Annotated in this window: 24 protein-coding genes; 20 read left to right on the plus strand and 4 right to left on the minus strand. The window is 62.4% G+C overall.

The features are described 5' to 3' along the window. Positions 1 to 169 precede the first annotated feature (169 nt). From rplU to proB, 4 genes are all read left to right on the plus strand, one after another. A complete protein-coding gene (rplU, locus tag HW452_RS14560; RefSeq protein ID WP_224106824.1) occupies positions 170 to 481 on the plus strand; it encodes a 50S ribosomal protein L21 in 312 nt (103 codons plus the stop codon). Positions 482 to 513: 32 nt separating this feature from the next. Then, entirely contained in the window at positions 514 to 771 is a 258-nt protein-coding gene (gene rpmA / locus HW452_RS14565; protein WP_224106825.1) for a 50S ribosomal protein L27, read from the plus strand. A 137-nt stretch (positions 772 to 908) separates the two neighbouring features. Further along, entirely contained in the window at positions 909 to 2,096 is a 1,188-nt protein-coding gene (gene obgE, locus HW452_RS14570; protein WP_224106826.1) for a GTPase ObgE, read from the plus strand. A gap of 66 nt (positions 2,097 to 2,162) precedes the next feature. Continuing rightward, the gene (gene proB, locus HW452_RS14575; protein ID WP_224106827.1) at positions 2,163 to 3,302 is read left to right on the plus strand and encodes a glutamate 5-kinase; all 1,140 of its coding nucleotides are present in this window, start codon (positions 2,163 to 2,165) and stop codon (positions 3,300 to 3,302) included. Between the two features lie 78 nt (positions 3,303 to 3,380). Here the strand turns inward: proB and HW452_RS14580 are convergent, their stop codons facing one another. Next, positions 3,381 to 4,391: a DUF1853 family protein gene (locus tag HW452_RS14580; RefSeq protein WP_425348114.1), complete on the minus strand. Its 1,011-nt coding sequence runs from the start codon at positions 4,389 to 4,391 to the stop codon at positions 3,381 to 3,383. Between the two features lie 121 nt (positions 4,392 to 4,512). Here HW452_RS14580 and HW452_RS14585 point away from each other — a divergent pair, with 121 nt between their 5' ends. After that, positions 4,513 to 5,883 (plus strand): Glu/Leu/Phe/Val family dehydrogenase, encoded by a 1,371-nt coding sequence (locus tag HW452_RS14585; RefSeq protein ID WP_224106828.1) that lies wholly within the window; start codon positions 4,513 to 4,515, stop codon positions 5,881 to 5,883. 86 nt (positions 5,884 to 5,969) lie between these two features. Here the strand turns inward: HW452_RS14585 and HW452_RS14590 are convergent, their stop codons facing one another. Further along, complete coding sequence (locus HW452_RS14590) at positions 5,970 to 6,446, minus strand: PepSY domain-containing protein (RefSeq protein ID WP_224106829.1); 477 nt, start codon at positions 6,444 to 6,446, stop codon at positions 5,970 to 5,972. 140 nt (positions 6,447 to 6,586) lie between these two features. Here HW452_RS14590 and HW452_RS14595 point away from each other — a divergent pair, with 140 nt between their 5' ends. The 11 genes from HW452_RS14595 (at position 6,587) to HW452_RS14645 (ending at position 19,113) form a co-directional block, all read left to right on the plus strand. Next, positions 6,587 to 6,973 carry a PepSY domain-containing protein gene (locus tag HW452_RS14595; RefSeq protein ID WP_224106830.1) on the plus strand — a complete coding sequence of 129 codons (387 nt, stop codon included), beginning with the start codon at positions 6,587 to 6,589 and terminating at the stop codon, positions 6,971 to 6,973. Positions 6,974 to 6,984: 11 nt separating this feature from the next. Beyond that, entirely contained in the window at positions 6,985 to 7,659 is a 675-nt protein-coding gene (locus tag HW452_RS14600; protein ID WP_224106831.1) for a winged helix-turn-helix domain-containing protein, read from the plus strand. 74 nt (positions 7,660 to 7,733) lie between these two features. After that, positions 7,734 to 9,050: a sensor histidine kinase gene (locus HW452_RS14605; protein ID WP_224106899.1), complete on the plus strand. Its 1,317-nt coding sequence runs from the start codon at positions 7,734 to 7,736 to the stop codon at positions 9,048 to 9,050. Further along, positions 9,047 to 10,969, plus strand: a complete 1,923-nt coding sequence (locus HW452_RS14610; protein ID WP_224106832.1) for an alkaline phosphatase D family protein — start codon at positions 9,047 to 9,049, stop codon at positions 10,967 to 10,969. Before HW452_RS14605 ends, HW452_RS14610 begins: the two co-directional genes overlap by 4 nt. A gap of 197 nt (positions 10,970 to 11,166) precedes the next feature. Beyond that, a complete protein-coding gene (locus tag HW452_RS14615; protein ID WP_224106833.1) occupies positions 11,167 to 12,921 on the plus strand; it encodes a bifunctional diguanylate cyclase/phosphodiesterase in 1,755 nt (584 codons plus the stop codon). Between the two features lie 99 nt (positions 12,922 to 13,020). Continuing rightward, positions 13,021 to 13,986 carry a phosphate/phosphite/phosphonate ABC transporter substrate-binding protein gene (phnD, locus tag HW452_RS14620; protein WP_224106834.1) on the plus strand — a complete coding sequence of 322 codons (966 nt, stop codon included), beginning with the start codon at positions 13,021 to 13,023 and terminating at the stop codon, positions 13,984 to 13,986. Positions 13,987 to 14,061: 75 nt separating this feature from the next. Further along, entirely contained in the window at positions 14,062 to 14,895 is an 834-nt protein-coding gene (gene phnC, locus HW452_RS14625) for a phosphonate ABC transporter ATP-binding protein (protein WP_224106835.1), read from the plus strand. After that, positions 14,892 to 15,725 carry a phosphonate ABC transporter, permease protein PhnE gene (gene phnE / locus HW452_RS14630; protein WP_224106836.1) on the plus strand — a complete coding sequence of 278 codons (834 nt, stop codon included), beginning with the start codon at positions 14,892 to 14,894 and terminating at the stop codon, positions 15,723 to 15,725. The genes phnC and phnE (HW452_RS14630) overlap by 4 nt, the downstream gene beginning before the upstream one ends. A gap of 74 nt (positions 15,726 to 15,799) precedes the next feature. Next, entirely contained in the window at positions 15,800 to 16,615 is an 816-nt protein-coding gene (gene phnE / locus HW452_RS14635; protein ID WP_224106837.1) for a phosphonate ABC transporter, permease protein PhnE, read from the plus strand. Positions 16,616 to 16,725: 110 nt separating this feature from the next. Further along, a complete protein-coding gene (locus HW452_RS14640; protein WP_224106838.1) occupies positions 16,726 to 17,211 on the plus strand; it encodes a C40 family peptidase in 486 nt (161 codons plus the stop codon). A gap of 132 nt (positions 17,212 to 17,343) precedes the next feature. Further along, the gene (locus tag HW452_RS14645) at positions 17,344 to 19,113 is read left to right on the plus strand and encodes a putative bifunctional diguanylate cyclase/phosphodiesterase (protein WP_224106839.1); all 1,770 of its coding nucleotides are present in this window, start codon (positions 17,344 to 17,346) and stop codon (positions 19,111 to 19,113) included. 12 nt (positions 19,114 to 19,125) lie between these two features. Here HW452_RS14645 and HW452_RS14650 read toward each other — a convergent pair whose 3' ends face one another. After that, positions 19,126 to 19,743 carry a putative metalloprotease CJM1_0395 family protein gene (locus HW452_RS14650; protein ID WP_224106840.1) on the minus strand — a complete coding sequence of 206 codons (618 nt, stop codon included), beginning with the start codon at positions 19,741 to 19,743 and terminating at the stop codon, positions 19,126 to 19,128. Positions 19,744 to 19,857: 114 nt separating this feature from the next. On the opposite strand from HW452_RS14650, the gene HW452_RS14655 reads away from it, so the two are divergent. From HW452_RS14655 to HW452_RS14670, 4 genes are all read left to right on the plus strand, one after another. After that, positions 19,858 to 20,085 carry a DUF2835 family protein gene (locus HW452_RS14655; protein ID WP_224106900.1) on the plus strand — a complete coding sequence of 76 codons (228 nt, stop codon included), beginning with the start codon at positions 19,858 to 19,860 and terminating at the stop codon, positions 20,083 to 20,085. 174 nt (positions 20,086 to 20,259) lie between these two features. Beyond that, entirely contained in the window at positions 20,260 to 20,838 is a 579-nt protein-coding gene (locus tag HW452_RS14660) for an antibiotic biosynthesis monooxygenase (RefSeq protein ID WP_224106841.1), read from the plus strand. Positions 20,839 to 20,972: 134 nt separating this feature from the next. Then, positions 20,973 to 21,644, plus strand: coding sequence for a glutathione S-transferase (locus HW452_RS14665; protein WP_224106842.1), 672 nt, complete (start codon positions 20,973 to 20,975; stop codon positions 21,642 to 21,644). 95 nt (positions 21,645 to 21,739) lie between these two features. Beyond that, positions 21,740 to 24,262 carry an EAL domain-containing protein gene (locus tag HW452_RS14670; RefSeq protein WP_224106843.1) on the plus strand — a complete coding sequence of 841 codons (2,523 nt, stop codon included), beginning with the start codon at positions 21,740 to 21,742 and terminating at the stop codon, positions 24,260 to 24,262. Positions 24,263 to 24,308: 46 nt separating this feature from the next. Here the strand turns inward: HW452_RS14670 and nhaD are convergent, their stop codons facing one another. Then, entirely contained in the window at positions 24,309 to 25,784 is a 1,476-nt protein-coding gene (gene nhaD, locus HW452_RS14675; protein ID WP_224106844.1) for a sodium:proton antiporter NhaD, read from the minus strand. Positions 25,785 to 26,135: the final 351 nt, after the last annotated feature.

Below are 26,135 nucleotides of genomic sequence, written 5' to 3' on the forward strand. Positions count from 1 at the left end.
CTTGTGATAGATCTTGTGGTAGAGGGTGAATGTCGTTATAATCCGCGACCCACTCATCATGCTCCCTGTCAGATGGCTGCCAAAAGGGGCGCCACTCGCAGCAGGTCGACAAGAGCGTAAGGCGATGAGCGCTGCCGAAGCGGCATTAACGACAAGTCCGGAGAGCGACATGTACGCAGTTATCAAAAGCGGTGGCAAACAGTACCGCGTTCAAGAAGGTCAAACGCTCAAGCTCGAGAAAATCGAAGTCGCCACCGGCGAAACGATCGAGTTTGACGAAGTGCTGCTGGTAGCAGATGGCGACGACTTCAACATTGGTGCGCCGCTGATCAGCGGTGCCAAGGTTTCCGCAGAGGTCGTGTCTCACGGCCGCGGTGACAAGGTGACGATCATCAAGTTCCGTCGTCGTAAGCACCACATGAAGCGTCAGGGCCACCGTCAGTGGTTCACTGAAGTCAAGATTACCGGAATTTCCGCTTAAGCGGTTGAATTCCCTCAGAGGAGGTTTTTGCAATGGCACATAAAAAGGCAGCAGGCTCCACGCGTAACGGTCGCGATTCCGAATCCAAACGCCTGGGTGTGAAACTGTTCGGTGGCCAGGCAGCAAGCGCTGGCAGCATCATCGTTCGTCAGCGTGGCACACGCTTCCACGCCGGCACCGGTGTTGGCCTGGGTCGTGACCACACGCTGTTCGCTCTGAACGAAGGCGTCGTGAAGTTCGAGACCAAAGGTCCGAAAAACCGTAAATTCGTCAGCATCGTTTCTGCCTAAGCAACCTAGTTGCGCAGGACGTAGTTGATGAAAGAAAAGCCCCGCTATGGCGGGGCTTTTTTGTCTGTTTGAACCCGTTTGCCCGCGTCGGGCAGGGTGTTGCATATCAGGGCGGCGGAAGCGGCCGGGAGAATCCAATGCAGTTCGTCGATGAAGCCTCGATCATTGTTGAGGCGGGAAAAGGCGGCAATGGCTGTCTGAGCTTTCGCCGCGAGAAATATGTCCCCAAGGGCGGCCCCGATGGGGGTGATGGCGGTCACGGCGGCAGCGTCTATCTGATCGGTGACGATGCGCTCAATACGCTGGTGGATTTCAAGTTCCAGCGTTTCTACAAGGCGGAAAATGGCCAGGGCGGCATGGGCCGTCAGATGAGCGGCAAGGCCGGCGCCGACCTGCACGTCAAGGTGCCGGTCGGCACCACCGTGGTGGATGTCGATACGCTGGAAGTCATTGCTGACGTGACTGAAGCCGGTCAGGTCGTACTGGTGGCGGAAGGGGGGCGCCGTGGGTTGGGCAATATCCACTTCAAGTCCTCCACCAACCGCGCGCCACGGCGCACCACGCCGGGTACCGAAGGCGACCGGCGCAACCTGCGCCTGGAAATGAAGGTGATGGCCGATGTGGGCCTTTTGGGCATGCCCAATGCGGGTAAATCCACCCTGATCCGCTCGGTCTCCGCGGCCAAGCCCAAGGTGGCCAACTACCCGTTCACCACGCTGGTGCCCAACCTGGGTGTCGTGAAGCTGGGCATGCACGAGCACTTCGTGATGGCCGACGTGCCGGGGCTGATTGAAGGCGCCTCGGACGGCGCGGGGCTGGGACTGCGCTTTCTCAAGCACCTGACCCGCACGCGGCTGCTGTTTCACGTGGTCGACGTGGCGCCCTTTGATGAGTCCGACCCGGTAGAAGCCGCCCAGGCAATCGTGCACGAGCTGGGCCAGTTCTCGCCTGCGCTCTCCGAGCGCCCGCGCTGGCTGGTGCTCAACAAGTTCGACCTGCTGCCGGAAGAGGAGCGCGAAGCGCGCGCCGAGGCGATCATCGAAGCGCTCAACTGGGAGGGCCCGGTGTTTCGCATCTCGGCGATCTCGAGTGAAGGCACCGACAAGCTGGTTCAGGCGGCCTACCGCTGGCTGACCGAACAGCGCCGGCTTGAGAACGAGGACGAAGAGGCCCAGGCCCGCGAGCAGGAAATGCGCCGGCGCATGGAAGAGGAGTCCGTTGCGCGTATCGAAGAGCGTCTCGGGCGTCGGCGTAAAAAGACCGAAGACGATGATGACGACTTCGATGACGACGATTATGACGTGGAAGTCGAATACGCGCCCTGATCACGCGCTTGTCCAGCGGTGGCAATATGAGCGTGCTTAATAACGTGCCTTGAAAGGTAGGAGCGGATGGAGAGTCATGAGCTGGGGGTGGGCCGCACGGCCCTGAGCCGCGCCCGACGTATCGTGGTCAAGATCGGCAGTGCGCTGTTGACCAACGATGGCCGCGGCCTGGACGAAGCCGCCATTGGCGGCTGGGTCGATCAGGTTGCCAAGCTGCATCAGCAGGGGGTGGAAGTGGTGCTGGTCTCCTCCGGCGCGGTGGCAGCGGGCATGGTGCGCCTGGGCTGGCAGGCCCGCCCGAGCGCGGTGCACGAGCTTCAGGCCGCCGCAGCGGTCGGCCAGAATGGCTTGACCCAGTGCTATGAGCAGCATTTTGCCCGCCACGCCATGCTGACGGCTCAGGTCCTGCTCACCCACGATGATCTTTCCAACCGCAAACGCTACCTCAATGCGCTGTCTGCCCTGCGTACCCTGGTCGAGATGCGCGTGGTCCCGGTGATCAACGAAAACGATACCGTGGTCACCGACGAGATCCGCTTTGGCGACAACGACACCTTGGGTGCCCTGGTCGCCAACCTGCTGGAAGCCGATGCGCTCTTGCTGCTCACCGACCAGGAAGGCCTGTTCGACGCCGACCCGCGCCACAACCCCGACGCCCGGATGATTACCGAAGGGCGCGCCGATGACCCGCGCCTGGCCGCGGTGGCGGGCAGCGGCGGGGCACTGGGGCGGGGCGGCATGAGCACCAAGGTGCGGGCGGCCAAGCTGGCGGCGCGTTCCGGCGCGGTGACGGTCATTGCCAGCGGCCGCCAGCCGGAGGTCATCAACCGCATCATGGCCGGCGAGGCGCTGGGCACGCTGCTGCACCCGGAGCAGGCGCCCATGGCCGCGCGCAAGCGCTGGCTGGCGGGCCAGCTTCAGGTACGCGGCACGCTGGTGGTGGATGCCGGGGCGGTCAAGGTGCTGCGGGAGCGCGGCTCCAGCCTGCTGCCGGTAGGCGTGCGTGGCGTCAAGGGCGAGTTCAAGCGCGGCGATATGGTGGTGTGCGTGGATGAACAGGGCACCCCGGTGGCCAAGGGGCTGGCCAACTATGGCGTGGATGAAGCGCGCCTGCTGGCCGGCCAGCCCAGCCATCAGATCGAAGCGATTCTGGGCTATGTCGAGGCCCACGAGCTGATTCATCGCGATAACCTGGTCGTCCTGTAGCGTCTTGGCGTTATCCACCATCTTGCAACGGCCGAATAGCACGCCGCTTATCGTTTCAGATAAGCGGCGTTTTTTTGTTCACCCCTTTTGAGCAGGCGGCAGGGGCACCTGACGAGGCCAGTCATCCGGCACGATGAATACGCGCTCGAAGTGCTGCTGCTCGGGCAGGTAGAGCATGACCTGCTGCGGCCCGCGCTTTTCAATCTGCTGCTGAATGGCGGGCATCACCAGGCGGGGCGAGTGAAAGTCTTGCAGGCCGGGTGGAGCCAGCCAGTGGGGCTTTTGCAGCCATGCCAGGGTGAACGGTGAAGCCTGGCTTTGTGCCAGGGCGGGCCAGTCGCGCAGAAAGCACCACCGGCCGCGTCGATGTGCTGCTGTAGCGCCCTCGGGGGGTGGCAGCGGCGCGTGCCAGGGGTAGAACAGCACGCCGGGCATGGCCAGTCGCTGGCTCAGCATGAGCGGGCGGTCAAGCGGCCCTTGGGTATCGCGGGGCGTCAGCCAGTGGGCGAGGGCAGCAAGCGCCAGGGGCGTGGTGGAAAGCGGCAACTGATGGCGATGCAGATGGCTCGCCTTCAGCGCCAGGCTATCGAGCCCGCCGGGGCCGATCCAGCGGCTCTGGCTGTGAGCCTTGCCGGGGCCTTCCGGCAAACCGAGATAGAACTTGATCGCCACTTCCAGGTGTACCGGCGCCGGGTTGGCGCGGGTACGGTAGAGCATGTCCAGCTCGCCCAGGGTATTGCGTCGGTGGGCAATGCGCACGTTGCGGGCAAGCAGACGTGTACCGGGAGCATTGCCCAGCATGATATGCCACAGCCGCTCGTGATAATGCCCCAGCCGCGTGGCCCGCGGGTCCTGGGCGCCGGCAAGCGACGCCTTGGAAAGCGTCAGCAGCCACTGTTCGAGGACGGGCTCTGCCAATCCCAGTTCAACCAGGGTGGGCCGCCCCGCGCAGGGAATGGGCGGGGCAAGTTCCACCAGGTCGGGGGCGTGCGCCAGCCAGGCCATATCGCGCAGCAGCGCCGACGCCGGGCGCTCGGGCAGCGTATAAAGTGCGGCACTTACACCTTCGGCGTGTGGGGGAGTGGGCAAGGTGATCTCCTGGGGCGCTAACGGGGGCAGCGCACCGCCCGGATCCGCGCCAAGCTGCTACGCTTTCCTTGATCGACATTAACGCGATCCCCCGCACTAGCCAAGGAAAGGAGTGTGTCGAATGGGTAAGTCCAAATCCAGAAAAGCCAAGGCGCAGCATGAAAAATCCCGGCCAGAAGCGTCCCGGTCAGAAACCCCCCAGGCGCAGCGGTCGGCCCCGCAGGCCCTGACGCCGGAAGTCGGCGCGGCGCTGTTCGAGGATGCCCGCTCACGGCTTGAGGACGTGTTTACCGCGCTGGATATCCACCCGGATGCACGGGCACGCCTGATGCAGCCAAGCCTGTCGCTTCAGGTCAGTGTCCCGATCCGCATGGATGACGGCAGCCTGAAGGCGTTTCCCGCCTGGCGAGTGCAGTACGACACCAGCCTGGGTCCGGCCAAGGGCGGCGTACGCTTTCATCCGGACGTCAACCAGCACGAAGTCACCACCCTGAGCTTCTGGATGGCGGTCAAGTGCGCCGTGGTGAATCTACCCTACGGCGGTGGCAAGGGCGGCGTGCAGGTGGATGCCAAGGCGCTTTCGGCGCTGGAGCGCGAGCGTCTGGCCCGCGGCTATATCCGTGCCATTGCCGATGTGATGGGCCCGGATCGCGATATTCCCGCGCCGGATGTCAATACCGATGCGACCGTCATGGGCTGGATGATCGATGAGTACGAGCAGATTGCGCGCGCCCATGCGCCGGCGGCGATAACCGGCAAACCGCTGGCGCTGGGCGGCTCGCCGGGGCGGGTAGCGGCCACCGGCCGGGGCGCACTGAAAGTGCTGGACCTGTGGGCCGCGCGCGAAGAGCGCAAGCCCGAGGAGACCACCGTGGCGGTACAGGGATTTGGCAACGCAGCCTATCACTTCGCCCGCCTGGCCGAGGCGCGAGGCTACAAGGTAGTGGCGCTTTCCGACTCCAGCGGGGCGATCTACCGCGCCGACGGCATCGACATTGCCACCGCCCACAAGGACAAGGCCCAGCACGGCAAGCTGAGCAAGAGCGACGCGGGCAAGCACATCAGCGGCGCCGAGCTGCTGGCCCTGGAGGTCGATGTGCTGGCCCTGGCCGCGCTTGAAAACCAGATTCACGACGAGAACGTGGGCGAGGTGCAGGCCAGCACGATTCTGGAAATTGCCAACGGCCCGCTCACCAGTGCGGCGGACGACGCCCTCGCCAAGCGGGACGTACCGGTGCTGCCGGACGTGCTGGCCAATACCGGCGGCGTGGTGGTCAGCTACTTCGAGTGGCTGCAGAACCGGGCGGGTGAAACCTGGGAAGAAGAGGAGGTGAATCGCCGCCTGGAGGCCTTGCTGGAGGCGGAAGCCGGGCGCGTGTTGAGCCGCGCTGAAGAAGAGGGCGTTACCTATCGTCAGGCTGCCTATCGCCAGGGGATCGAGCGCATCGCCGATGCCATCATGGCGCGGGGCAATTGCCTGGATAGCCGCTAGTCACGGCTGAACCAGGACGGGCTCCCGGAAGGGAGCCCGCTGGGGGCGAGGATATAGAGCAGATAAAGGAGATATAGAGCAGATAATCAGTCGCGGTCGATCCGGGTCACGTCCGCAGAGCCCTGGCGCACGCTGATCTCAAGCTCGCGGCCGCTTTCGTCGCGGCCTTCGATATCGATGATGCCGCTCTTGTCGATGTCGATATCTTCAAACTCGGTCATGCCTTCCTGCCGGGCGACTTGCAGGGCTTGACGAATATCGTCCTCGCTCATGCCCCAGGCGCCGGTAATCAGGCGCTCGCGCTGCTCCTGAAGCGTCTCGCCGCTGTCGATGGAGAACTCCACATCAGCGTACCACTCGTCATCCAGCCAGCCTTCCACTTCGGCGCGGCCGCGATCTTCTATACTGATCTCTTCATACTGGGTGAAGCCATAGGCGGCAGCATGCCCCAGAACGTCATCGATGCGGTCGATGGGTAGTGAGTCGGCCTGGGCGCTACCTACCGCCGCGGCGAACAGCAGGGCGGAGGTCGGGATGACGAACATTTTTTTCATGGCGTTCATGGCAAAATCCTTCTCTGGTTGAAGACGAACGTGAAATAGCATTCAGCGAATGCGACATGACCGTTATAGCACCCGGGTCTTGCCATAAACTGAATGGGCCGTTCATCTAACGTTCATGTAGCCTTAGGCATGCTGACACCATGAAAGCCACCCTGCAGTTCCCTGCCGCTTTTGGCCGTATCGGCCGTTGTCTGTCCCGATGCCTTGTCGGTACCGGGCTCTTGCTGGCCGCTTCTCTGGGCGCCGGGTTTTCTGCAGGTGCGCTGGGTGATCAGCACTGGGAAGCGCTGCACGGTGACGTGCGCCGCGGCGACGTGGTGCCGCTTGAAACCATTCTCGACTGGCTGGACGCTCACTATATCGGCGAGGTGCTGGAAGTGGAGGTAGAGCGCGAGAACGGCTATATCGAGTATGAAATCAAGCTGCTGGGTCCGCAGAACCAGGTGGTCGCGTTTGAATTCGATGGCCAGAGCGGCCGGTTAATGTCAATCGAGGGCGTGCGCATCGACGACATGCGCCGCCCCTGAGGCGTATGAAAATGAAGTGTTTGCTGGTAGAGGATGACCAGGCACTGGCGCGGGAACTCAGCCAGGCGCTATGCGACGGTGACTGGCTGGTGGAGCATGCCGAAAGTGGCCAGAAGGCCGATTTTCTGGTTCGAACCGAAACCTACGATACGCTGATTCTGGATGTGGGCCTGCCTGACGGCGATGGCACCCGCTGGCTCGCCTCCTGGCGCGATGACGGCATCGACCTGCCGGTGCTGATTCTCACCGCTCGCGAGCGCTGGGCCGACAAGGCCGCAGGCTTTACCGCCGGCGCCGACGACTACGTCACCAAGCCGTTCGAATCCGCCGAGGTCCTGTTTCGCCTGCGTGCGCTGGTACGGCGCAGCCACGGCCACGCCCATCCGGTACTCAAGGTAGGCGAGCTGAGCCTGGATACCCATACCCAGCACGTGACGCTGGCCGGCAGGCCGGTGGGCCTGACCGCCCAGGAGACCCGCCTGCTGGGCTATCTGATGCACGCCGCCCCCCGCGTGGTAAGCCGCAGCGAGCTTGCCGAACACGTTTACGACCGCGACCAGGAACCCGACTCCAACGTGATCGATGTACAGATCAGCCGGCTGCGCCGCAAGCTGGGCGCCTGGCGGTTTGCCACGCTCAGGGGCCAGGGCTACCGGCTGCTGGCCGACGAGCCGGACGGGCAGTGAGCGCCTTGCCCGTATGGCAGAAACGCTGGGCGGCGCGTTCGATCAGCCTGCGCCTGCTGCTGGCCGTCGTGCTGATGATCGGCATTGCCTTGCCGGTGGCAGGACTGCTGCTGGCACACCACTTTCGCACCGCTGCTACCGAGGCCTTCGATGAGCGGCTGGAGGCCACGCTTAACGTGATCATTGCCGGCGTGGCGTTCGATCCCATGAGCGAGACGCTCGACTACCAGGGAGCGCTGGGGGAGCCGCGTTTTGATCAGGTATTTTCCGGCTGGTACTGGCAGGTGACCGACCAGCGAGGCCATACCACCACGTCGCGCTCGCTGTGGGACCAGCGCCTGCCGGTCACCGACAGTGAAGAGGCCCGCGGGCGCAGCATCGCCGGACCGCGCGGGCAGACACTGCGGGTCATGGAGCGGGATATCTATCTGGCGCCGCTGGAAGCGCCCCTGCATGTCAGCGTGGCGGTTCAGGACGATGAGCTGAAGCGCGATATAGGTGAGTTTCAGCGCCTGATGTGGCTGGGCCTGCTGAGCCTTGGGGCGCTGCTGCTGGCACTGCTTGCCCTGCAGGTGCGCTGGGGGCTGGCGCCGCTGCGGCGGATGAAGGCCAATCTGCAGGAAGTGGAGCGAGGCGACGCCGAACAGCTCGACACCGACCTGCCCGAGGAGCTTGCGACACTGGCCGCCTCCATGAACGCCGTGCTGGCGCGCGACCAGCGGCTGATCGAGCGGGGCCGGCATACTGCAGGCAATCTGGCCCATGCGCTGAAAACGCCGCTCAGCGTCATGCGCCTGCTGGTGCGCCAGTTGCCCGAGGCCAACCGCGCCGCCTGGGAGGTCGAGCTTTCTCGGGTGGACGACGCCGTTCGCCACCATCTGGCGCGAGCGTCGGCGGCCGGAGAGGGCGTGCGCTTTGCCCCCATCGACCTGCATGACACCCTGGCCCCGCTGCTGAACGGCCTGGCCCGGCTGGCCCGGCGGCGCGAAATTACCCTCGACACCGCCTTTGAAGGCTCGCCGCGTGTGCATGTCGACACCCAGGATATCCAGGAACTGGTCGGCAACCTGCTGGATAACGCCCTGCGCTGGGCGCGGTGCGAGGTGACCTTGCGGGCCCAGGTGATGGACCGCACGCTGCGCCTGACGGTCAGCGATGACGGCCCGGGCATGAGCGAGCAGGAGTGCCAGGCCGCCATTGGCCGCGGCCACCGGCTCGATGAGCAGCGCTCGCAAAGCGGCCTGGGTCTGGCCATCGTGGCGGACCTGGTCACGCTGTACCGCGGCAAGATGCGTCTCGAACGCGCCGAGGTGGGCGGACTTGCCGTCATCATCGACCTGCCGGTGATCGTGCGCGGCGAGGCAACAAGCAGCAGAGGAGGCCGAGCATGAGAGAGGTGCTTCCCGATGTGCTGGTGGGCCCGCTGCTGCGCCGGATAAGCCCCACCCGTCTGGTAATGTGGCTGGTGGGCACGCGTGCGCTGACGCTTTCGCTGGTGCTGCGCCCTGGAGCCGGTGATGAGCAGCGTTTCAGCCTCAACGACCATCAGCAGTGCCTGCCCATTGGCCGGCACGCATACATTCACCTGATTGACCTGCATTTGCCCCAGGCGCTGCCCGTCGATGAGCGCATCGAGTACGACCTGCGGGTGCAGACCCTCAAGGGCGAATGGCAGCCATTGTCTGAGTGGGCGCCCTGGCTGTGTTACTCGGGGGAGCGCTTTCCGGCCTTCGTGTTGGCCTCGCGCCATCACCGGCTGATGCACGGCTCGTGCCGCAAGCCCCATCACCCAAGTGCCGATGGACTGGTACGCGCCGACGGTTGGTTGGCCGACAATCAGGCGGCGCCCGAAGAGTGGCCAGCCTGGCTGTTGATGACCGGTGACCAGGTGTATGTGGACGACGTGGCCGGCCCCACGCTGCGCGCCGTGCATGCCCTGATCGAGCGCCTCGGGCTGTTCGACGAACGGCTCGAAGGCGCCACGGTGGAGGACAGCCAGGCGCTGTATATCTCGCCCCAGAGCTACTATCACCGCGAGGCGCTGCTGCCGGACGTGACCAGCAACGTGGCCCTGCGTGAGCGATTCTTCGGCGGCGTCAGAAAACCGGTGTTTACCTCGGCGAACGCCTCCAATCACCTGATGACGCTTGCCGAGATGTTCGCCATGTACTGTCTGGTGTGGTCGCCCACGCCCTGGCAGGTCATTGCCCCGGTGATGCCTGCGCTTAGCCGGGAGAATGCCGACACCTACCGCCAGGAGCAGGGCGCAATAGACGATTTCGTGGCCGGGCTTCCCCAGTGTGCAAGGCTCCTGGCGCATCTCCCCTGCCTGATGATCTTCGATGATCACGACGTTACCGATGACTGGAACCTGACGGCCGACTGGGAGCGCTGCGCCTACGGGCATCCGTTTTCCAGGCGAATCATCGGTAATGCTCTGATTGCCTACTTGCTGTGCCAGGGTTGGGGCAACGCGCCGGACAAGCTTGCGCCGCTGGTCGCCCAGGCCACCGAGCTGTTGAGCACGGGGCCCACGCATTTGCCGCTGGAGGCGCAGGATGTGTTGATCGAGCGGCTGCTGAGCTTTCAGGGCTGGGGGTTTCACGTACCCGGCACGCCCGCGCTGATCGTGCTGGATACCCGCACCCGGCGCTGGCGCAGCGAACGAAGCCCCAGGCGGCCTTCAGGGCTGATGGACTGGGAAGCGCTGATGGAGATGCAGCAGGCGTTACTGGGCTGCAAGAGTGCGGTGATCGTCTCTCCGGCGCCGATGTTTGGCGTCAAGCTGATCGAGGGCGTGCAGAAACTTTTCACCGTGCTGGGCAAGCCGCTGGTGGTGGACGCCGAAAACTGGATGGCCCACCGGGGCGCAGCCAACGTGCTTTTGCAGATATGGCGCCACTCCAGGACGCCCGGCAACTACGTGATTCTATCGGGGGATGTACACTACTCGTTTGTCTACGACATCATCGTGCGCCGTCGGGAGCGGGCGCCGCACCTGTGGCAGGTGACTTCCAGCGGGATCAAGAACACCTTTCCGGTACAGCTTCTCAACACCTTTGATCGGCTCAACCGCTGGCTCTACGCGCCCTGGTCGCCGCTCAACTGGCTGACCAAACGACGCAAGCTGAGCATTCACCCGCGGGATCCCAGCCGGGCGAGCGCCGGAGAGCGGCTGTGGAACGCCAGCGGTATCGGCTTGGTCACGCTGGATGAGCAGGGTCGCCCGGTGGATATTCGCCAGCTCGATGTCAGCGGCGATGACGTACTTTTCCCGCCGCCGGAAGACCTGGCAAGCCCCGCGAAGTAACCGCCATGGGCGTCATTAAAGTGTCATAAAGATGCCGCACGCTTGCAGCCGGTATCGCCCACTGAAAAACCTTAATAAACAGATCAGTAACAAGGCATTCCGTGAGGCGTCATCCGGCGTTGTACACCGTCTCTACCAACAAACATCACGACGTTTTCGGCACCGGCACGGCTGGCGCCGGATGAGGCAGCAGGCATATGACCGCTCAAGAAGCGCACTGGCTTAACCGCATTATTGCCGCAGAAGATCTGCATGTACTCTTTCAACCTATCGTGGATGCCAGCCAGCAGGCCATTTACGGCTATGAAGCGCTGGTACGCGGCCCGAAAGGCTCGCCGCTGCACTCGCCGCTACGCCTTTTTGATGTGGCCATGCAGGCAGGATTGATGGTGGAGCTTGACCTGTTGTGTCGGCGGCTGGCCATTCGCCGCTTTGCCGAGCTTGAGCTGCCGGGGCTTCTGTTTCTCAACGTCATGCCGCTGACCATCGTCGAGCGCGATTTCAAGGAGGGCATCACGCTTGGCTTTATCCGCGAAAGCGGCCTGCCGCCGGAGCGGGTGGTGATCGAACTGACCGAACACGTGCCGATCCATAACTATGACCTGATGCGCCAGGCCGTGGCTCACTACCGCGACATGGGCTTTCAAGTGGCGCTGGATGATCTGGGCGCCGGGCACTCGAGCCTGCGCCACTGGTCGGAGCTGCGCCCGGATTTCGTCAAGCTGGACCGCCATTTCATCTCGGGCATTGACCAGGAGCCAGCCAAGCGCGAGTTTCTGCGCTCGATACTGGACGTGGCGCGAAGCCTTGACTGCCAGTTGATCGCCGAAGGGGTGGAAACCGCCGCCGAGCATCTCTGCCTGTGGGAGCTTGACCGCGGGCTTGCCCTGCTGCAGGGCTTTTACTTCGCCAGGCCGAGTTCGGAGCCACCGCTGCAACTGCATACGCTTCTGCCCGCCGCCACTACTCAGCTGACAAGCCCCGCCGGGCGTACGGCGCGCTCGATCTTTCGCCCGCTGGAAGCGGTTGCGCCCGACTGCTCGGTCCTCACCCTGGCCGAGCGTTTCCGCCACCGCCCGGCGCTTCGCTGCGTGGCGGTGGTGGATAACGGCAAGCCGGTAGCCGTCGTGCGCCGCAACGCGTTTCTGACGCTGTTCACCAATCCCTACAGCCATTCGCTGTACGCCAAGCGCCGGGTGCTGGACGTGGCGGATTCCCGGCCGCTGGTCGCCGATGCGGATATGCCGCTTGAGCTGCTCAGCCAGCAGCTCACCGACAGCCATGATATCGAGCAGGAAGATTTCGTGATCGTGGACGGCAGCGGCGACTACCTGGGCATGGGCAGCATCGTCGACCTGCTGCGCGAGATCACCGCGATTCAGGTGCGCCAGGCCCGCCATGCCAACCCGCTGACCGGGCTTCCGGGCAACATTCTGATCAACGAGACGCTGACCCAGTACCTGGCCGAACGCCAGGGCTTTGCCGCCGCCTACGTGGACCTGGACAACTTCAAGGCATTCAACGATGCCTACGGTTACGCCCGCGGCGATCACGTGATCATTTCGCTGTCGCGCCTGCTGCAGGCCCAGGTGGAGAGCGCCGGGGGCTTTATCGGCCATGTCGGCGGGGATGACTTCATGATGCTGCTGCCCCTTGGTCACTGGGAGCACGTGTGCCAGCAGATACTGCGTTCGTTCGAGCTGATGGCGCCGGACTTCTACGCAGAGGAGGACCGTGCTCGCGGCGGCATCACCATCGAAAACCGCCAGGGCCAGGCTGATTTCTTTGCCTTCGTCAGTGTGTCCATCGCCGTCAAGCCGGTCATTGACACGGCCACCTGCAAGGCGCTGGATATTGCCGCCCAGCTCTCGGAACTCAAGCACCAGGCCAAGAAGATTCCCGGCAACAGCCTGTTTACCGAGCGCCGGGGCTGCTGCGTAGCGGCATCCTGAGCGCTTGAGGGCGTCACCAAGCGGTCACCGAAGTGTCTTCGTCCTGTCATATGCGGTGGGCAGGATAGCGCTATCTTCGAACAACACCTCAGGTGACCCATGTCTACTCTGTCTCTGCCCCGTACTCTTCTCAGCGCGGCCGTTGCCAGCGCCTTTGCTCTGGCCGCTGTCAACGCGTCGGCCGACCTGTCCGCCCGCTATACCGATAGCGACGGCGACATGGTGGCGGATGCGCCGAGCGATGAGTCCCAGTGGGTAGACCCGGATACGCTGGTATTTGCCTACACGCCGGTGGAAGACCCGGCGGTGTACGCCGACGTGTGGTCGGATTTTCTGAGTCACCTTGAGGAGGCCACCGGCAAGCGGGTGCAGTTCTTCCCCGTGCAGTCCAACGCCGCCCAGCTTGAAGCGCTGCGCGCCGGGCGCCTGCACGTGGCGGGGTTCAATACCGGCAGTACGCCGGTGGCCGTCAACTGCGGCGGCTTCCGCCCGTTTGCCATGATGGCCGCCGACGACGGCAGCTTCGGCTACGAGATGGAGATCATCACCTACCCGGGCAGCGGCATCGAAAACGTTGAAGACCTGGAAGGCCGCCAGATGGCCTTCACCTCCGAGACCTCCAACTCAGGCTTCCGGGCGCCCTCGGCGCTGCTGCGCTCCGAGTACGGCCTTGAAGCCGGTGAAGACTTCCAGACAGCCTTCTCGGGCTCTCACGACAACTCCATTCTGGGCGTGGTCAACAAGGACTACGACGCGGCGGCCATTGCCAACTCGGTAGCCAAGCGCATGATAGCCAGGGGCGTGGTGAACGAAGGCGATTTTGAGGTCATCTACACCTCGGAAACCTTCCCCACCACCGCCTATGGCTTGGCCCATAACCTGAACCCGGAACTTGCCGAGAAGATTCAGGACGCGTTCTTCAGCTACGACTGGGAAGGCACGCCACTTGAAGCCGAGTTCGCCAACTCCGGCGAAGCGCAGTTCATCCCGATCACCTACCAGGAGAACTGGTCGGTGATACGCACCATTGCCGATGCCAACGGTGTGACCTACGACTGCGACTGATGCGCTGACTAAATGGCTGCACGGCCAGAAAGGCTCTCCTTTCTGGCCGTTTCGCTATACATGAGAGGCAAGAACATGTTGACACTAAGCGGCGTGACCAAGCGCTACCCGACCGGCGACCGGGCGCTGACGGATATTCAGCTGACGCTGCCCAAGGGCCAGGTGATGGCGCTGATCGGCCCTTCCGGGGCGGGCAAGAGTACCTTGATTCGCTGTGTGAACCGGCTGGTGGAACCGACCCAGGGCAGCATCCGCCTGGAAGAGACCGAGATCACCCGGCTTTCCGGCAACGCGCTGCGCCAGGCGCGCCGCTCGATGGGCATGATCTTTCAGGAGTATGCGCTGGTCGACCGGCTGAGCGTCATGGAGAACGTGCTCTCGGGCCGGCTTGGCTATGTGGGCTTCTGGCGCAGCTTTCTGCGCCGCTACCCGCAAGACGCCGTGGCCGAGGCCTTCCGTCTGCTGGAGCGGGTCGGCCTGCCCCACGCCATCGACAAGCGCGCCGATGCGCTTTCCGGTGGCCAGCGCCAGCGGGTGGGCATTGCCCGGGCTCTGCTGCAAAGCCCCAAGCTGCTGCTGGTCGATGAACCTACTGCAAGCCTCGACCCCAAGACCTCGCGCCAGATCATGCGCCTGATTCGCGAGCTGTGCGCTGAGCGCGAACTGGCTGCGATCATCAATATCCACGATGTGGCGCTGGCGCAGCAGTTTGCCGACCGGATCGTCGGACTGCGCGCCGGTGAAATCGTCTTCGACGGCCTGCCGAACGAGCTGACCAGCGACATGCTGACCACCATTTATGGCGAAGAAGAGTGGGACACCACGCCGGAGCCCATGGACGACGAGCCCGCCGCCGAGCCGCCCCGCGCACGCGTCTTCGAAGGGCTGGCCGCTGGAGGCGCCCAGTGAGTACCCGAGAAACGCTGCTGGAGTCGCGCGCTCAGGCGGCCCGCCAGGGTCGGTGGCAGCGGCTGCCGCTGATCGAGAATCCGCGCTGGCGCTGGGGCATCGCCATTGGCGTGGTGGTCTATCTGGTGCTGGCGCTTGCCTCTGTCGAGGTGAACTGGGCGCGGGTCGCCGAAGGCGCCGGGCGAGCGGTGAATTTTCTGAGCGCGTTCATGCAGCCGGATTTTGTCAGCCGCCAGAAGGATATCGTGGCGGGGCTGCTGGAAAGCTTGACCATGACGCTGACCTCGACGGTGCTGGGCGTGCTGCTGGCGATTCCCGTGGGGCTTGGCGCGGCGCGCAATATCTCGCCGCTGCCTGTCTACCTGGTCTGCCGGGGGATCATTGCCGTATCGCGCACCTTTCAGGAGATCATCATCGCCATCCTGTTCGTGGTGATGTTCGGCTTCGGGCCGCTGGCCGGGATGATCACCCTGGCCTTTGCCACCATCGGTTTCATGGCCAAGCTGCTGGCCGAGGATATCGAAGACCTGGACTGGCGCCAGGTAGAGGCGGTGCGCGCCACCGGCGCGAGCTGGTGGCAGACCATGAACCACGCCGTTCAGCCTCAGGTCATGCCAAGGCTGATCGGGCTGTCGGTGTACCGGCTGGATATCAACTTCCGCGAATCAGCGGTGATCGGGATCGTAGGGGCGGGGGGCATCGGCGCTACGCTCAACACCTCGCTGAGCCGCTATGAATATGACACCGCCGCCGCCATTTTGCTGATCATCATCGCCATCGTGCTGCTGTGTGAATACAGCTCGAGCCACGTGCGCCGCTGGACCCAGTGATGCTGAGCGAGTGAGATGCCGGGTTAGAGATACCGGGCCAGCCATGCCTGGCCCCGCCATTCTGGAGAGAGTCAATGCCTGTTTCGCTTACCCCGCAGGGCCTGCCTGCCTGGCAGCAGCGCACTACCCGCGCCCAGTGGCTGCAGTATGCGGCCTGGCTTTTGGGTATCAGCCTGTTTCTGCTGTGCTGGAAGGTGATTTCCGACAACACCATGTGGGTGTTCGTGGAAGATGCCGGCCGTCAGGGGAGTGACCTGCTCAGCCGCATGCTGCCGCCCAGGTGGGACTATGCCAGCGTGCTGTGGAAGCCCATGTGGGACACCTTGAATATCGCCACGCTAGGCACCGCGATCGGCATCATGATGGCGTTCCCGGTGGCCTTTCTGGCGGCGCGCAATACCACGCCGCATCCGCTGGTGCGCAGTGTGGCGCTGATGGTGATCGTCTCCTCGCGCTCGATCAACTCGCTGATCTGGGCAATGCTGCTGGTCACCATTCTGGGGCCGGGGGTGCTGGCCGGGATCATCGCCATTGCGCTGCGCTCCATCGGCTTTGTGGGCAAGCTTTTATACGAGGCGATCGAGGAGATTCACCCAACCCCGGTAGAAGCCATCAGCGCCACGGGCGCAACTCGCCTGCAGGTGATGAACTACGGCGTGCTGCCGCAGATCATGCCGGCCTTTGCAGGCATCAGCGTGTACCGCTGGGATATCAACATCCGTGAATCCACCGTGCTGGGGCTTGTCGGCGCGGGCGGCATCGGCCTGCAGTTGAACGCCTCGATCAACAACCTGGCCTGGAATCAGGTCAGCGTCATCTTCATCATGATTTTCGCCACGGTGCTGGTTTCCGAGTGGATCTCGGCGCGGGTACGCCATGCGATCATCTAGCAGCATGAGCAGGGCGACCCCAGCCAGATCGAGTGGATTGGCCGTTAGTTGAGCTTGGCGCTTCACCCGGTTTGCGCCATGATGAGGCGTTGCCACAAGGAGAGTCGACAATGCCCGTCACGCTGGGAAAATTCACCTTCGCATTGATGCTGCTTGCGTGGCTTTCGGGCTGCGCAAGCCGCGATGTTGCCCTTTCAACACCTGAACCCCCGATGCCCCGCGACGGCCTCTCCATGGAGCGCGTGCTGATTCTGGCCCACGCCCAGCAGGCCATCGGTACGCCGTACCGCTTTGGCGGCAATACGCCGGATGGCCTGGACTGTTCCGGGCTGGTGGAGCTTGCCTACCGCGCTGCCGGCATGCGCGTACCGCGTACCGCCGACGATCAGTTTCGTGCGCTGCCGGCGGTGGATACACCCAAGCCCGGCGACCTGCTGTTCTTTGGCGAGCGCAGCCGGGCCACTCATGTGGGAATCTATCGCGGCAACCAGCAGATGATTCATGCCCCGGGCAGTGGCCGCGCCGTGGTCAGCGTTCCGCTGGATATCGACTACTGGCAGCAGCGCTTTCTGGGTGCCGCCTCGCTTGCCCCTTGAGCGCTGACTCGGCACACGGGAACGATTCACGGTGATAGTATGTGGACGTACCTTTACAAAAAAAGCGCGTAGCAGGCAGTAGAGAGGCTGCCGCCAAGCGTGCTCGTGCTGCGCAAGAACAAGGAGCCTACCATGTGTCCGCCTACTCATGGGCCGCAGAAGACGCCTTTCCAGCGCCAGGTGGATGCCATGCCCAACAAGAACGTCGATGAGACCAGCGCAACCGCTGCAAGTGCATTCAGGCATGCCAATGAAGCGATCATCATTACCGACAGGCACAACCGGGTCATCGAGGTAAATCCGGCGTTTTGTGAGCTGACCGGCTTTGCGCTCGAAGAGGTGCTGCATAAAACGCCGGAGTCTTTCAGCATCCTGCCGCTGAACAGTGGGCATGTCCAGACGCGCACGGGAGAGACGTATCGGCTGCGTGACCGCAGCAAGCATCAGGTAAGCTATCGTGGCCATGACGGCAAGTACTATCCGGGCATGATGTCGGTGAAACGGGTGCGCGATGCCCACGCCCGTGTCGATCATCACGTGCTCGTGCTGACGGATCTGTCGGCGATTCCTGCCCATGCCCGCCACTTGAGCCGCGACGTCTATTTTGATGCCCTGACCGGCCTGCCCAATCTACAGCTGCTGACCCAGCTGATTCAGGAGTCGATACAGCACGCCGATCAAAAGGCGCAGCCGCTGGCCATCTGTTCACTGGATATCGACTTTTTCCAGACGATCAATGAGCGCCTGGGCGGGCAGGTGGGCGACCTTCTCTTGGCCTCGTTTGCCCAGCGCGTCAGCCACCTGCTGTTCGGGGATGACGTGCTGGCTCGGGTCGGCGGCGATGAGTTCGTGTTGCTGCTGCATCACGGGGTGGACGATGCCTTTTTCGAGCAGCTGCTGACGGCCATTCGCCAGCCCATGGTGATCGAAGGGCAGAGTATCTATCTGACCGTCAGTCTCGGCGTGACCCTTTATCCACGCGATCACGTGCAGGGTGATGTGCTGCTGCGCCACGCCAACCAGGCCATGTACCGCGCCAAGCAGCGCGGGCGCGATACCTTTCACTTCTTCGACCCTGAGCTCGACCGCTTGCTGCAGGTGCGCCACGAGCAGCGCCAGCGCTTCATCGACGCCATCAACCATGGGGAGCTGCGGCTTTATTACCAGCCCCAGGTCGATATGCGCAGCGGCCGGGTGGTCGGGGTTGAAGCGCTGATTCGCTGGCAGCACCCCGAGCAGGGGCTGCTGCCACCGGGGGAGTTCCTGCCCACAATCGATACTTCCTCGCTTGAGATTGACCTGGGAGAGTGGGTGCTGGCCCAGGCGCTCTCGCAGCTCACTCGCTGGCAGGCGCAGGGCGTTGCGATACCGATCAGCGTCAACATCAGCCCGACCCATCTGCTGGCCAGCGGTTTTAGTCACCGTCTGGCGGAGCTTATGGCGCGCTACCCGCAGGTATCGCCCGAGATGCTCAAGCTGGAGGTGCTGGAAAGTGCGGCGATGCACGATGTCGAGGCCGCACTCAAGAGTATCGCGAGCTGTCAGGCGCTGGGGGTGGGAGTCGCGATCGACGATTTTGGCACCGGCTTTTCGTCGCTGACCCATTTGCGCCAACTGCCGGTGAACCTGATCAAGATCGACCAGAGCTTTGTGCGCGACATGCTGATCGATGCCAACGATATGGCCATTGTGGAAAGCGTGATCTACATGGCCAACCGCTTTGATCGGCCCATGCTGGCAGAGGGGGTGGAAACACTCGACCACGCCAAGGCCTTGATGAAGCTGGGGTGTCATCTGGCACAGGGGTTTGGCATTGCCAGGCCCATGCCGCCTGAAGCGCTACCCGAGTGGCTTGCCGACTGGCCAGGACGGGCCGACTGGCAGGCGCTTGCCGGTCAGTGAGCAGGCCAGCCGTCAGGCCGCCTGTTGGGGCGGGGCAGTGGCCGCGGCATCCTCCGGTGAGCTCGGCTCGTCTGATTCACCATCGCCCCGCGCCCTGGCCATGATGCCCTGCTGCTGGGCGGCTTCGAGCTTGGCCTCCAGCAGGTACTGACGGGCCTGGGCGGCTATCTGCAAATCCTTGGGTGACGGGTCGGCGGGGGCCAGGGCGGCAGCAATCACGGTCTGCATCTTTTCGATGGTCGCCTGCGGGTCGCCGCGCACCGGACCATAGTCGATCGGTACCTCACCGGCGACGGCGTAACGCTTGCCATCCGGGCCGGTTTCGTATTCGTAGGAAGCGCCGCCGGTATAGGCGCCGCCGGCGATCTGGTGCGCCATCTCGTGCTGGCGCACTGCGCGGTCGGTCTGCTTTAGCTGCTCGAGCAGCTGAACCTCTTCCGGCGCTAACGGCGTGCCGTCGGCCCGCGTCGGGCCAGGCGCTGTCTTGCTGTCGGCGCGGCGGGTGTCGTCCTGGCGCAGGTCATCACTGCCGGGTGTCTTCGCCTCTTCGGCGCCAGACAGTGGAGGGCTGGCCGGGCGGGCATAGGCCGCGGTCACCGTGGAGTACGCACTGATAGAGGTAAGATCCATAAGCAGTCACCGATGCTCGAGCCGTCAGGTGGGAATAAGTATCCGCGAGAGCGTAAACGCGTGCAAGAACGTATACTGGCTAGCCGCTGACATCATCGACTCCTCTTGCACATCATGCCTTCCATCGACGTCATTCTTCATTTAAGCCCTGCTGAGTGCCTGGCCCATTACGAGGGCCGGGCCGCCAATGTACGTGCACGCAGCGTGGACGGGCGCTGGGTAGTATTTCCCGCCGAGGCCATTCGCCGTGTGATCGGCCCGAACGGGATTCACGGGGTGTACCGGCTGACATTTTCCGACCAGGGGCGATTTACCCGTATCGAGCCTCTTGCCCGGCGATAGGGGCAAGCCCTGATATCGATACGCCGAGGGGCGTGGCGACAATGGGCTGGTACAGGAGACTGATATCGTCTATATAGTGTGCCACCGATTGTTGTCGTCAACGCGTTCAGGCTAACCCGCCTAGGCGCTTGCAGCCTCGCCTACCCGGCACCGGCTGTCTACAGGAGATATACCATGTCTGCCTCACCCGTCACACTGATGGTGGCTCGGCGCGTTGCCAGCGGCCGCTATCACGATTTCAACCGCTGGTTGAACGAAGGCCGCGAACTGGCGGCGGATTTCCCCGGCTATCTGGGATCCGGCGTGCTGGCACCGCCCGACCACGACGACGAGTACCAAATCATCTTCCGTTTCAGCAGCAGCGATACGCTGCACGCCTGGGAACACTCGGCGTCCCGCCACGCGTGGCTGGTACGCGGCAAAGACCTGTATGACGCTCCCCAGGAGCATCGCGCCCTGGGTCTGGATGCTTGGTTTCAAACGGGAGCAGGCAGCCCGCCACCCCGCTGGAAGCAGGCGGTGGCCGTGTGGCTGGCCTTTTTCCCGATCTCGCTGGTGTTTCAATGGATATTCGGTGGCGTACTGGCCGAGTGGGCACTGGTGCCTCGCGTACTGGTCAGTACCCTGATGCTGACACCCGTCATGGTCTTTGTATTTATTCCGCTTTCCACACGTTTACTGGCACCGTGGCTGCAAGGAAAGTGGTCGCTGGCGGATATCTGGACACGCTTGCGCCACGTTTCTCGAACTTAATTAATTCTACGCTTTTTTATTTAGATAATTACTCCGTGGTGGGCAACGCTGCTAAGCTAAACAGGCTTGCTGCAACAGGATAGCCGTCGCAGGTGCAAGGCCTGTGCATGCTATCGTCACCATGGAGTGTTTTTATGATCCACGTTCATCATCTGGAAAAGTCCCGTTCGCATCGAATTCTGTGGCTTCTCGAAGTGCTTGAGTTGGATTATGAAATTCATGTCTACCAGCGTGATCCCAAGACTCAGTTGGCGCCTGATGCATTAAAACAGATTCATCCTTTAGGCAAGTCGCCGGTCATTACCGATGGCGAACTGGTTATTGCCGAGTCCGGTGCGATTATCGATTATTTAATACAGCACTACGGTAATGGTCGCTTGCAGCCCTCGGCGGACAATACGCGTGAGTGGGTCGATTATCGTTACTGGCTACATTACGCCGAAGGCTCTTTAATGCCGTTATTGGTAATGCAGCTGGTATTTACGAAGATGCCTGCCCAGTCCCCCTGGTTGATTAAACCCGTAGCGAAAGGCATCGGGGATACGGTTATCCAACGGTTTCTGAGCCCTCAGATAAAGCGACATCTAAGCGTGATCGAGGCTCACCTGGCGAAACGCGGAAACTTTGCCGGCGAGTGGCCCAGTGGCGCGGATATTCAGATGAGCTTTCCGCTCCAGGCCATCGGCGGCACCCAGTCTCTGGCGGCGTACCCCGCCATGGCCGAATTCGTGAAGCGTATCGATGACGACCCTGCCTGGCAGCGCGTTGTAGAGCGTGCAGGCCCGCTCACCATGCCGGGTGGTTAAACGGAACCATGCTTGCAGTGTTCAACGTGACGGGCTGTCGCCGTTGGTCCGGGCGAATAGCGTCCCTTGGCCGAGCATTGAGCCTCGCCTTCCAGGTGAGCCTTTTACTGAGCGGCCTTGGCGCGGCCTCTTCAGGCAGTGCCAATGAAACGCTTCTGGTAGGGGTTTACCACAACCCGCCCAAGCTGTTCGTGGACGACCAGGGCAGGCTGCGGGGCGTTCTGGGCGAGCTGCTCGAAGCCATCGCGCGCCAGGAAGAGTGGTCGCTTGAAAGCATTGCCTGTGAATTCCAGCACTGCCTGGAACTGCTCGAGCGTGGCGATATCGACCTGATGCCCGATGTGGCCTGGAGCGAGGAGCGCGCGCAGCGCGTGGCGTTTCACCACGAGCCCATCATGCATACCTGGTCACAGCTTTATCAGCACGAGGGGGAAGGGGTCGAGGCGATTCTCGACCTCGAGCAAAAGCGTGTCGCGGTGGTGAAGGGTTCCATCCAGCAGGAGTATCTGCGCGCCGTGACCGAGCGCTTTGACGTCATGGTGGCCTGGCACCTGGTGGATAGCTATGCCGAAGGGTTTCAAGCCGTTGCCACGGGCGAGGCGGACCTGGCGGTGTCGGACCATCTGTTTGGCGACTGGCGGGCGCATAACTACGGGCTTTTTGAAACACCGATCATCTTTCAGCCGATTCGGCTTTTCTACGCGGGCTCGCCCACGCTTTCCGCCACGGTACTGGAGCGTATCGACAGCGTGCTGCGCCGCTGGAAACAGGACCCGCGCTCCGAGTACTTCGTGACGCTGCGCGCCTGGCGGGCAGAAGCGCCGCCCGCGGGCATCATCCCTGCCTGGCTGTGGTGGTGTTTTGGGCTGCTGGCCACCATTTGCGCGCTGACCCTCGGCGTTGCCCTGTGGCTACGTCGGCGCATGACACTCAATCGTGCCCAGCTCAAGGCCAATGAAGCCATGCTGGCAACGATTCTGGACAGCGTTGATGCCTATATTTATATCAAGACGCCTGCGCTGCGCTATCAGTACGTCAATCGACGCGTCAGCGAGCTTTTTGGGTTGCCTGCCGAGCAGATTCTGGGCAAGAGCGACGAGGCATTCTTTGATAGCGAAACGGCGCAGGAAGTCGCCCAGGTCGATCGTAACGTCATGGAGTCCGGCAAGAAGATCACGATCGAAGAGAGCAATGTGCTGCAGAGCGACAGCCATGTCCGCACGTTTCTGAGTATCAAGATGCCGCTGGTACTTGCGCCGGGTGAGCCTGCCAGTTTGTGCGGAATCTCGACGGAGGTGACCGATTTTCTGGAAATGCAGTCGCGCTCCAATCACCTGACGTTTTACGACGCGTTGACGGGGCTGCCCAACCGGCGCTTGCTGATGGAGTCGCTGACCCGGGAAATCGCGCAGGAGAATAGCGCACGGCCCTACAGTGCGCTGCTGGTGATCGATCTGGATAATTTCCACCTGATCAATGATATTCAGGGCCATGAGAGCGGCGATCAACTGCTGATCGATGTAGCCAAGCACCTGCGCCAGCATCTGCCGGAAGGGGCAGTGCTGGCTCGCTTTAGCGGCGATGAGTTTGTCGCGCTGCTGGCCAGGCTCGGCGAGCATCAGGCCGACACGGCCATTGGCGCCGAGCACGCCGCTCGGCAGCTGCTGGAGGCGGTCTCCACGCTGCGCACCGGCAATGCGCTGCCGGTAAGTGCCAGCATCGGCATCACGCTGTTCGATGGCGTCGAGCACAGCATGAACAGCGTGCTCCAGCAGGCGGACCTGGCGCTGCAGCAAGCCAAGACGGCCGGTGGCAATACGCTGCGTTTCTTCAACCAGGCCATGCAGACCAGCCTGATCGAACGCGCCAACCTGGAAGCCGACCTGCACCATGCCCTGGCCCGTAACGAGCTGGCACTGCACTATCAACGCCAGGTGGACCACCAGGGGGTGACCATCGGCGTCGAGGCGCTCTTGCGCTGGTACCACCCGCAGCGTGGCTGGGTATCGCCCGCCACGTTCATTCCCCTGGCAGAGGAGACCGGGCTCATCGTGCCGATTGGCTACTGGGTGCTGAAATCCGCCTGTGAGCAGTTGGCCAAGTGGTCCCACCAGGCGCCTTACGCCACGCTCACCATCTCCGTCAACGTAAGCTCGGTACAGTTTCAGCAGCCGGAGTTCGTACGCAACCTGGAAGGCTTGCTTGCCCAGACCCAGGCTCCGCCCGGGCGGCTGGTGCTGGAGGTGACCGAAAGCCTGTTGATGCGCGAGCCCAAGCGAGTGCGCAACACCATGCTGAAGCTTCGCGCCCAGGGCATCCGCTTTGCCATCGATGATTTTGGAACCGGCTACTCCTCGTTGAGCTATCTCAAGCGGCTGCCGCTGGATGAGCTCAAGATCGACCGGTCGTTCATCCGCGAGCTGCTGACCGACAAGGCCGATGCGGCCATCGTGGACACCACCATCCTGCTGGCCGTCAGCCTGGGGTTGACCGTGGTGGCCGAAGGTGTCGAGAAAACAGAGCAGCTGGACTGGCTGAAAGGGCACGGCTGCTACCGCTACCAGGGATATCTGTTCGGACGCCCCATGCCGATCGACAACCTGTTTGAAAGCTACTGAACGGCCCCTTCACGGAGTGCCGTGAGGGCCGTTCAGGAGGATGGGGTCAGTAAACTGCAAAGCCTTCGGCATTGAGCCACAGGTGCATCAGGATGCTGGCGATGTAGCCCAGCATGATGACCGGCGCCCAGCGCAGATGACCCATGAAGGTGTACGAACCCCGCGCCTGGCCCATGACCGCCACGCCCGCTGCCGAGCCAATTGAAAGCAGGCTGCCGCCCACACCCGCGGTCAGGGTGATCAGCAGCCAATGGCCGTGGGACATCTCGGGCTGCATGGTCAACACGGCAAACATCACGGGAATGTTGTCCACCACCGCCGAGACCACGCCCAGCACGATATTGGCCCAGGTGGCGTTCCAGTTGGTATAGAGCGCTTCGGAGAGCAGGCCCAGGTAGCCCATGAAACCAAGCCCGCCTACGCACATCACGACCCCGTAGAAGAACAGCAGGGTGTCCCACTCTGCCCGTGCCACCCGATTGAAGACATCGAACGGTACCACGCTGCCCAACTGCTCCAGCTTCTTGTTGTCGCCACGCCGGCTGTAGCGCTCCCGCTTGCGTTCAAGCGACCGCGGCAGGCTCTTGCGCAGATAGAACCCGAAGAACTGTAGATAGCCAAGGCCGGTCATCATGCCGAGTACCGGCGGAAGATGCAGGAAGGTGTGACAGATCACGGCAGTCAGGATCGTCAGCAGAAACAGCAGGATGATGCGCCGGGCGCCGCGCTTTAGCTGCACGTCTTCATGCACACTGGCCGGCTTCTGATTCTTGATGAACAGGCTCATGATCAACGCCGGAATCAGAAAATTGATCAGCGATGGCAAGAACAGCGAGAAGAACTCCTGGAATTGAATGATGCCTGCCTGCCAGACCATCAGCGTCGTGATGTCGCCAAAGGGGCTGAACGCTCCGCCCGCGTTGGCCGCCACCACGATGTTGATGCACGCCAGGTTGATAAAGCGCTTATCGCCTTCGGCTACCTTGGTAATGACTGCGCACATCAAAAGCGCCGTGGTCAGGTTGTCGGCGATGGGGGAGAGAATGAATGCCAGGCCCCCGGTCAGCCAGAAGAGCGTGCGGTAGTTGAACCCCTTGCGCAGCATCCAGGAGCGCAGGGCGTCAAAAACCCGGCGCTCCTCCATGGCGTTGATATAGGTCATGGCGACCAGCAAGAACAGCATCAGCTCGGTGAACTCCAGAAGGGTCATGCGAAACGCGTATTCCGAGGTTTCCGACATGCCATTTTGAACATACACCCAGCCGATGAGGCTCCAGATGATCCCGGCGGCTACCAGTACCGGCTTGGACTTGCGCATATGGATCTTTTCTTCCGCCATGACCAGCGCATAGGCAAGCACGAAGATGGCCACGGCAAAAAAGCCGATGATCGAGGCGGTCAAGTCAATCTCGCCGGTCACGGCGAAGGTGGACGCGCTATAAAACGATAGCAGCGCCACCAATAAAAAAAGCCAGCGACGAGAGACTCGTCGCTGGCCCGGAACATCATGGTGCGTCGGCATGGCGTATTTATCCTGAATGAAGTGTATGAAAGGGTGAGTAAGCCTGATTAGTCTATCAAGCACCTTTATCGTGAAATACAGAATAAAAACGAATAGAGAGAGTTGATTGATCTGGATAAACGTCTTTTTTTAGTAAATTAACCGTTTCGCTAATAGTAACTTGCTCGATAAAGTGTCATATCTGCTAACGTGTTTATCATTAAACTAATGTCGTAAAAGAAACGGCAGTTAACGCCTGCATGGCTGGATAAAGACACGTCGTCAATAATAAAGATTAATGTTCTCCAGGGGCGAGAAACGATAAGAGGGCTCTATGGCCTCAGCAGAGGTTGCGGGGTTGGCGTACAAAAA

The organism is Vreelandella aquamarina (assembly GCF_020075495.1).
Taxonomy (GTDB): domain Bacteria; phylum Pseudomonadota; class Gammaproteobacteria; order Pseudomonadales; family Halomonadaceae; genus Vreelandella; species Vreelandella aquamarina_A.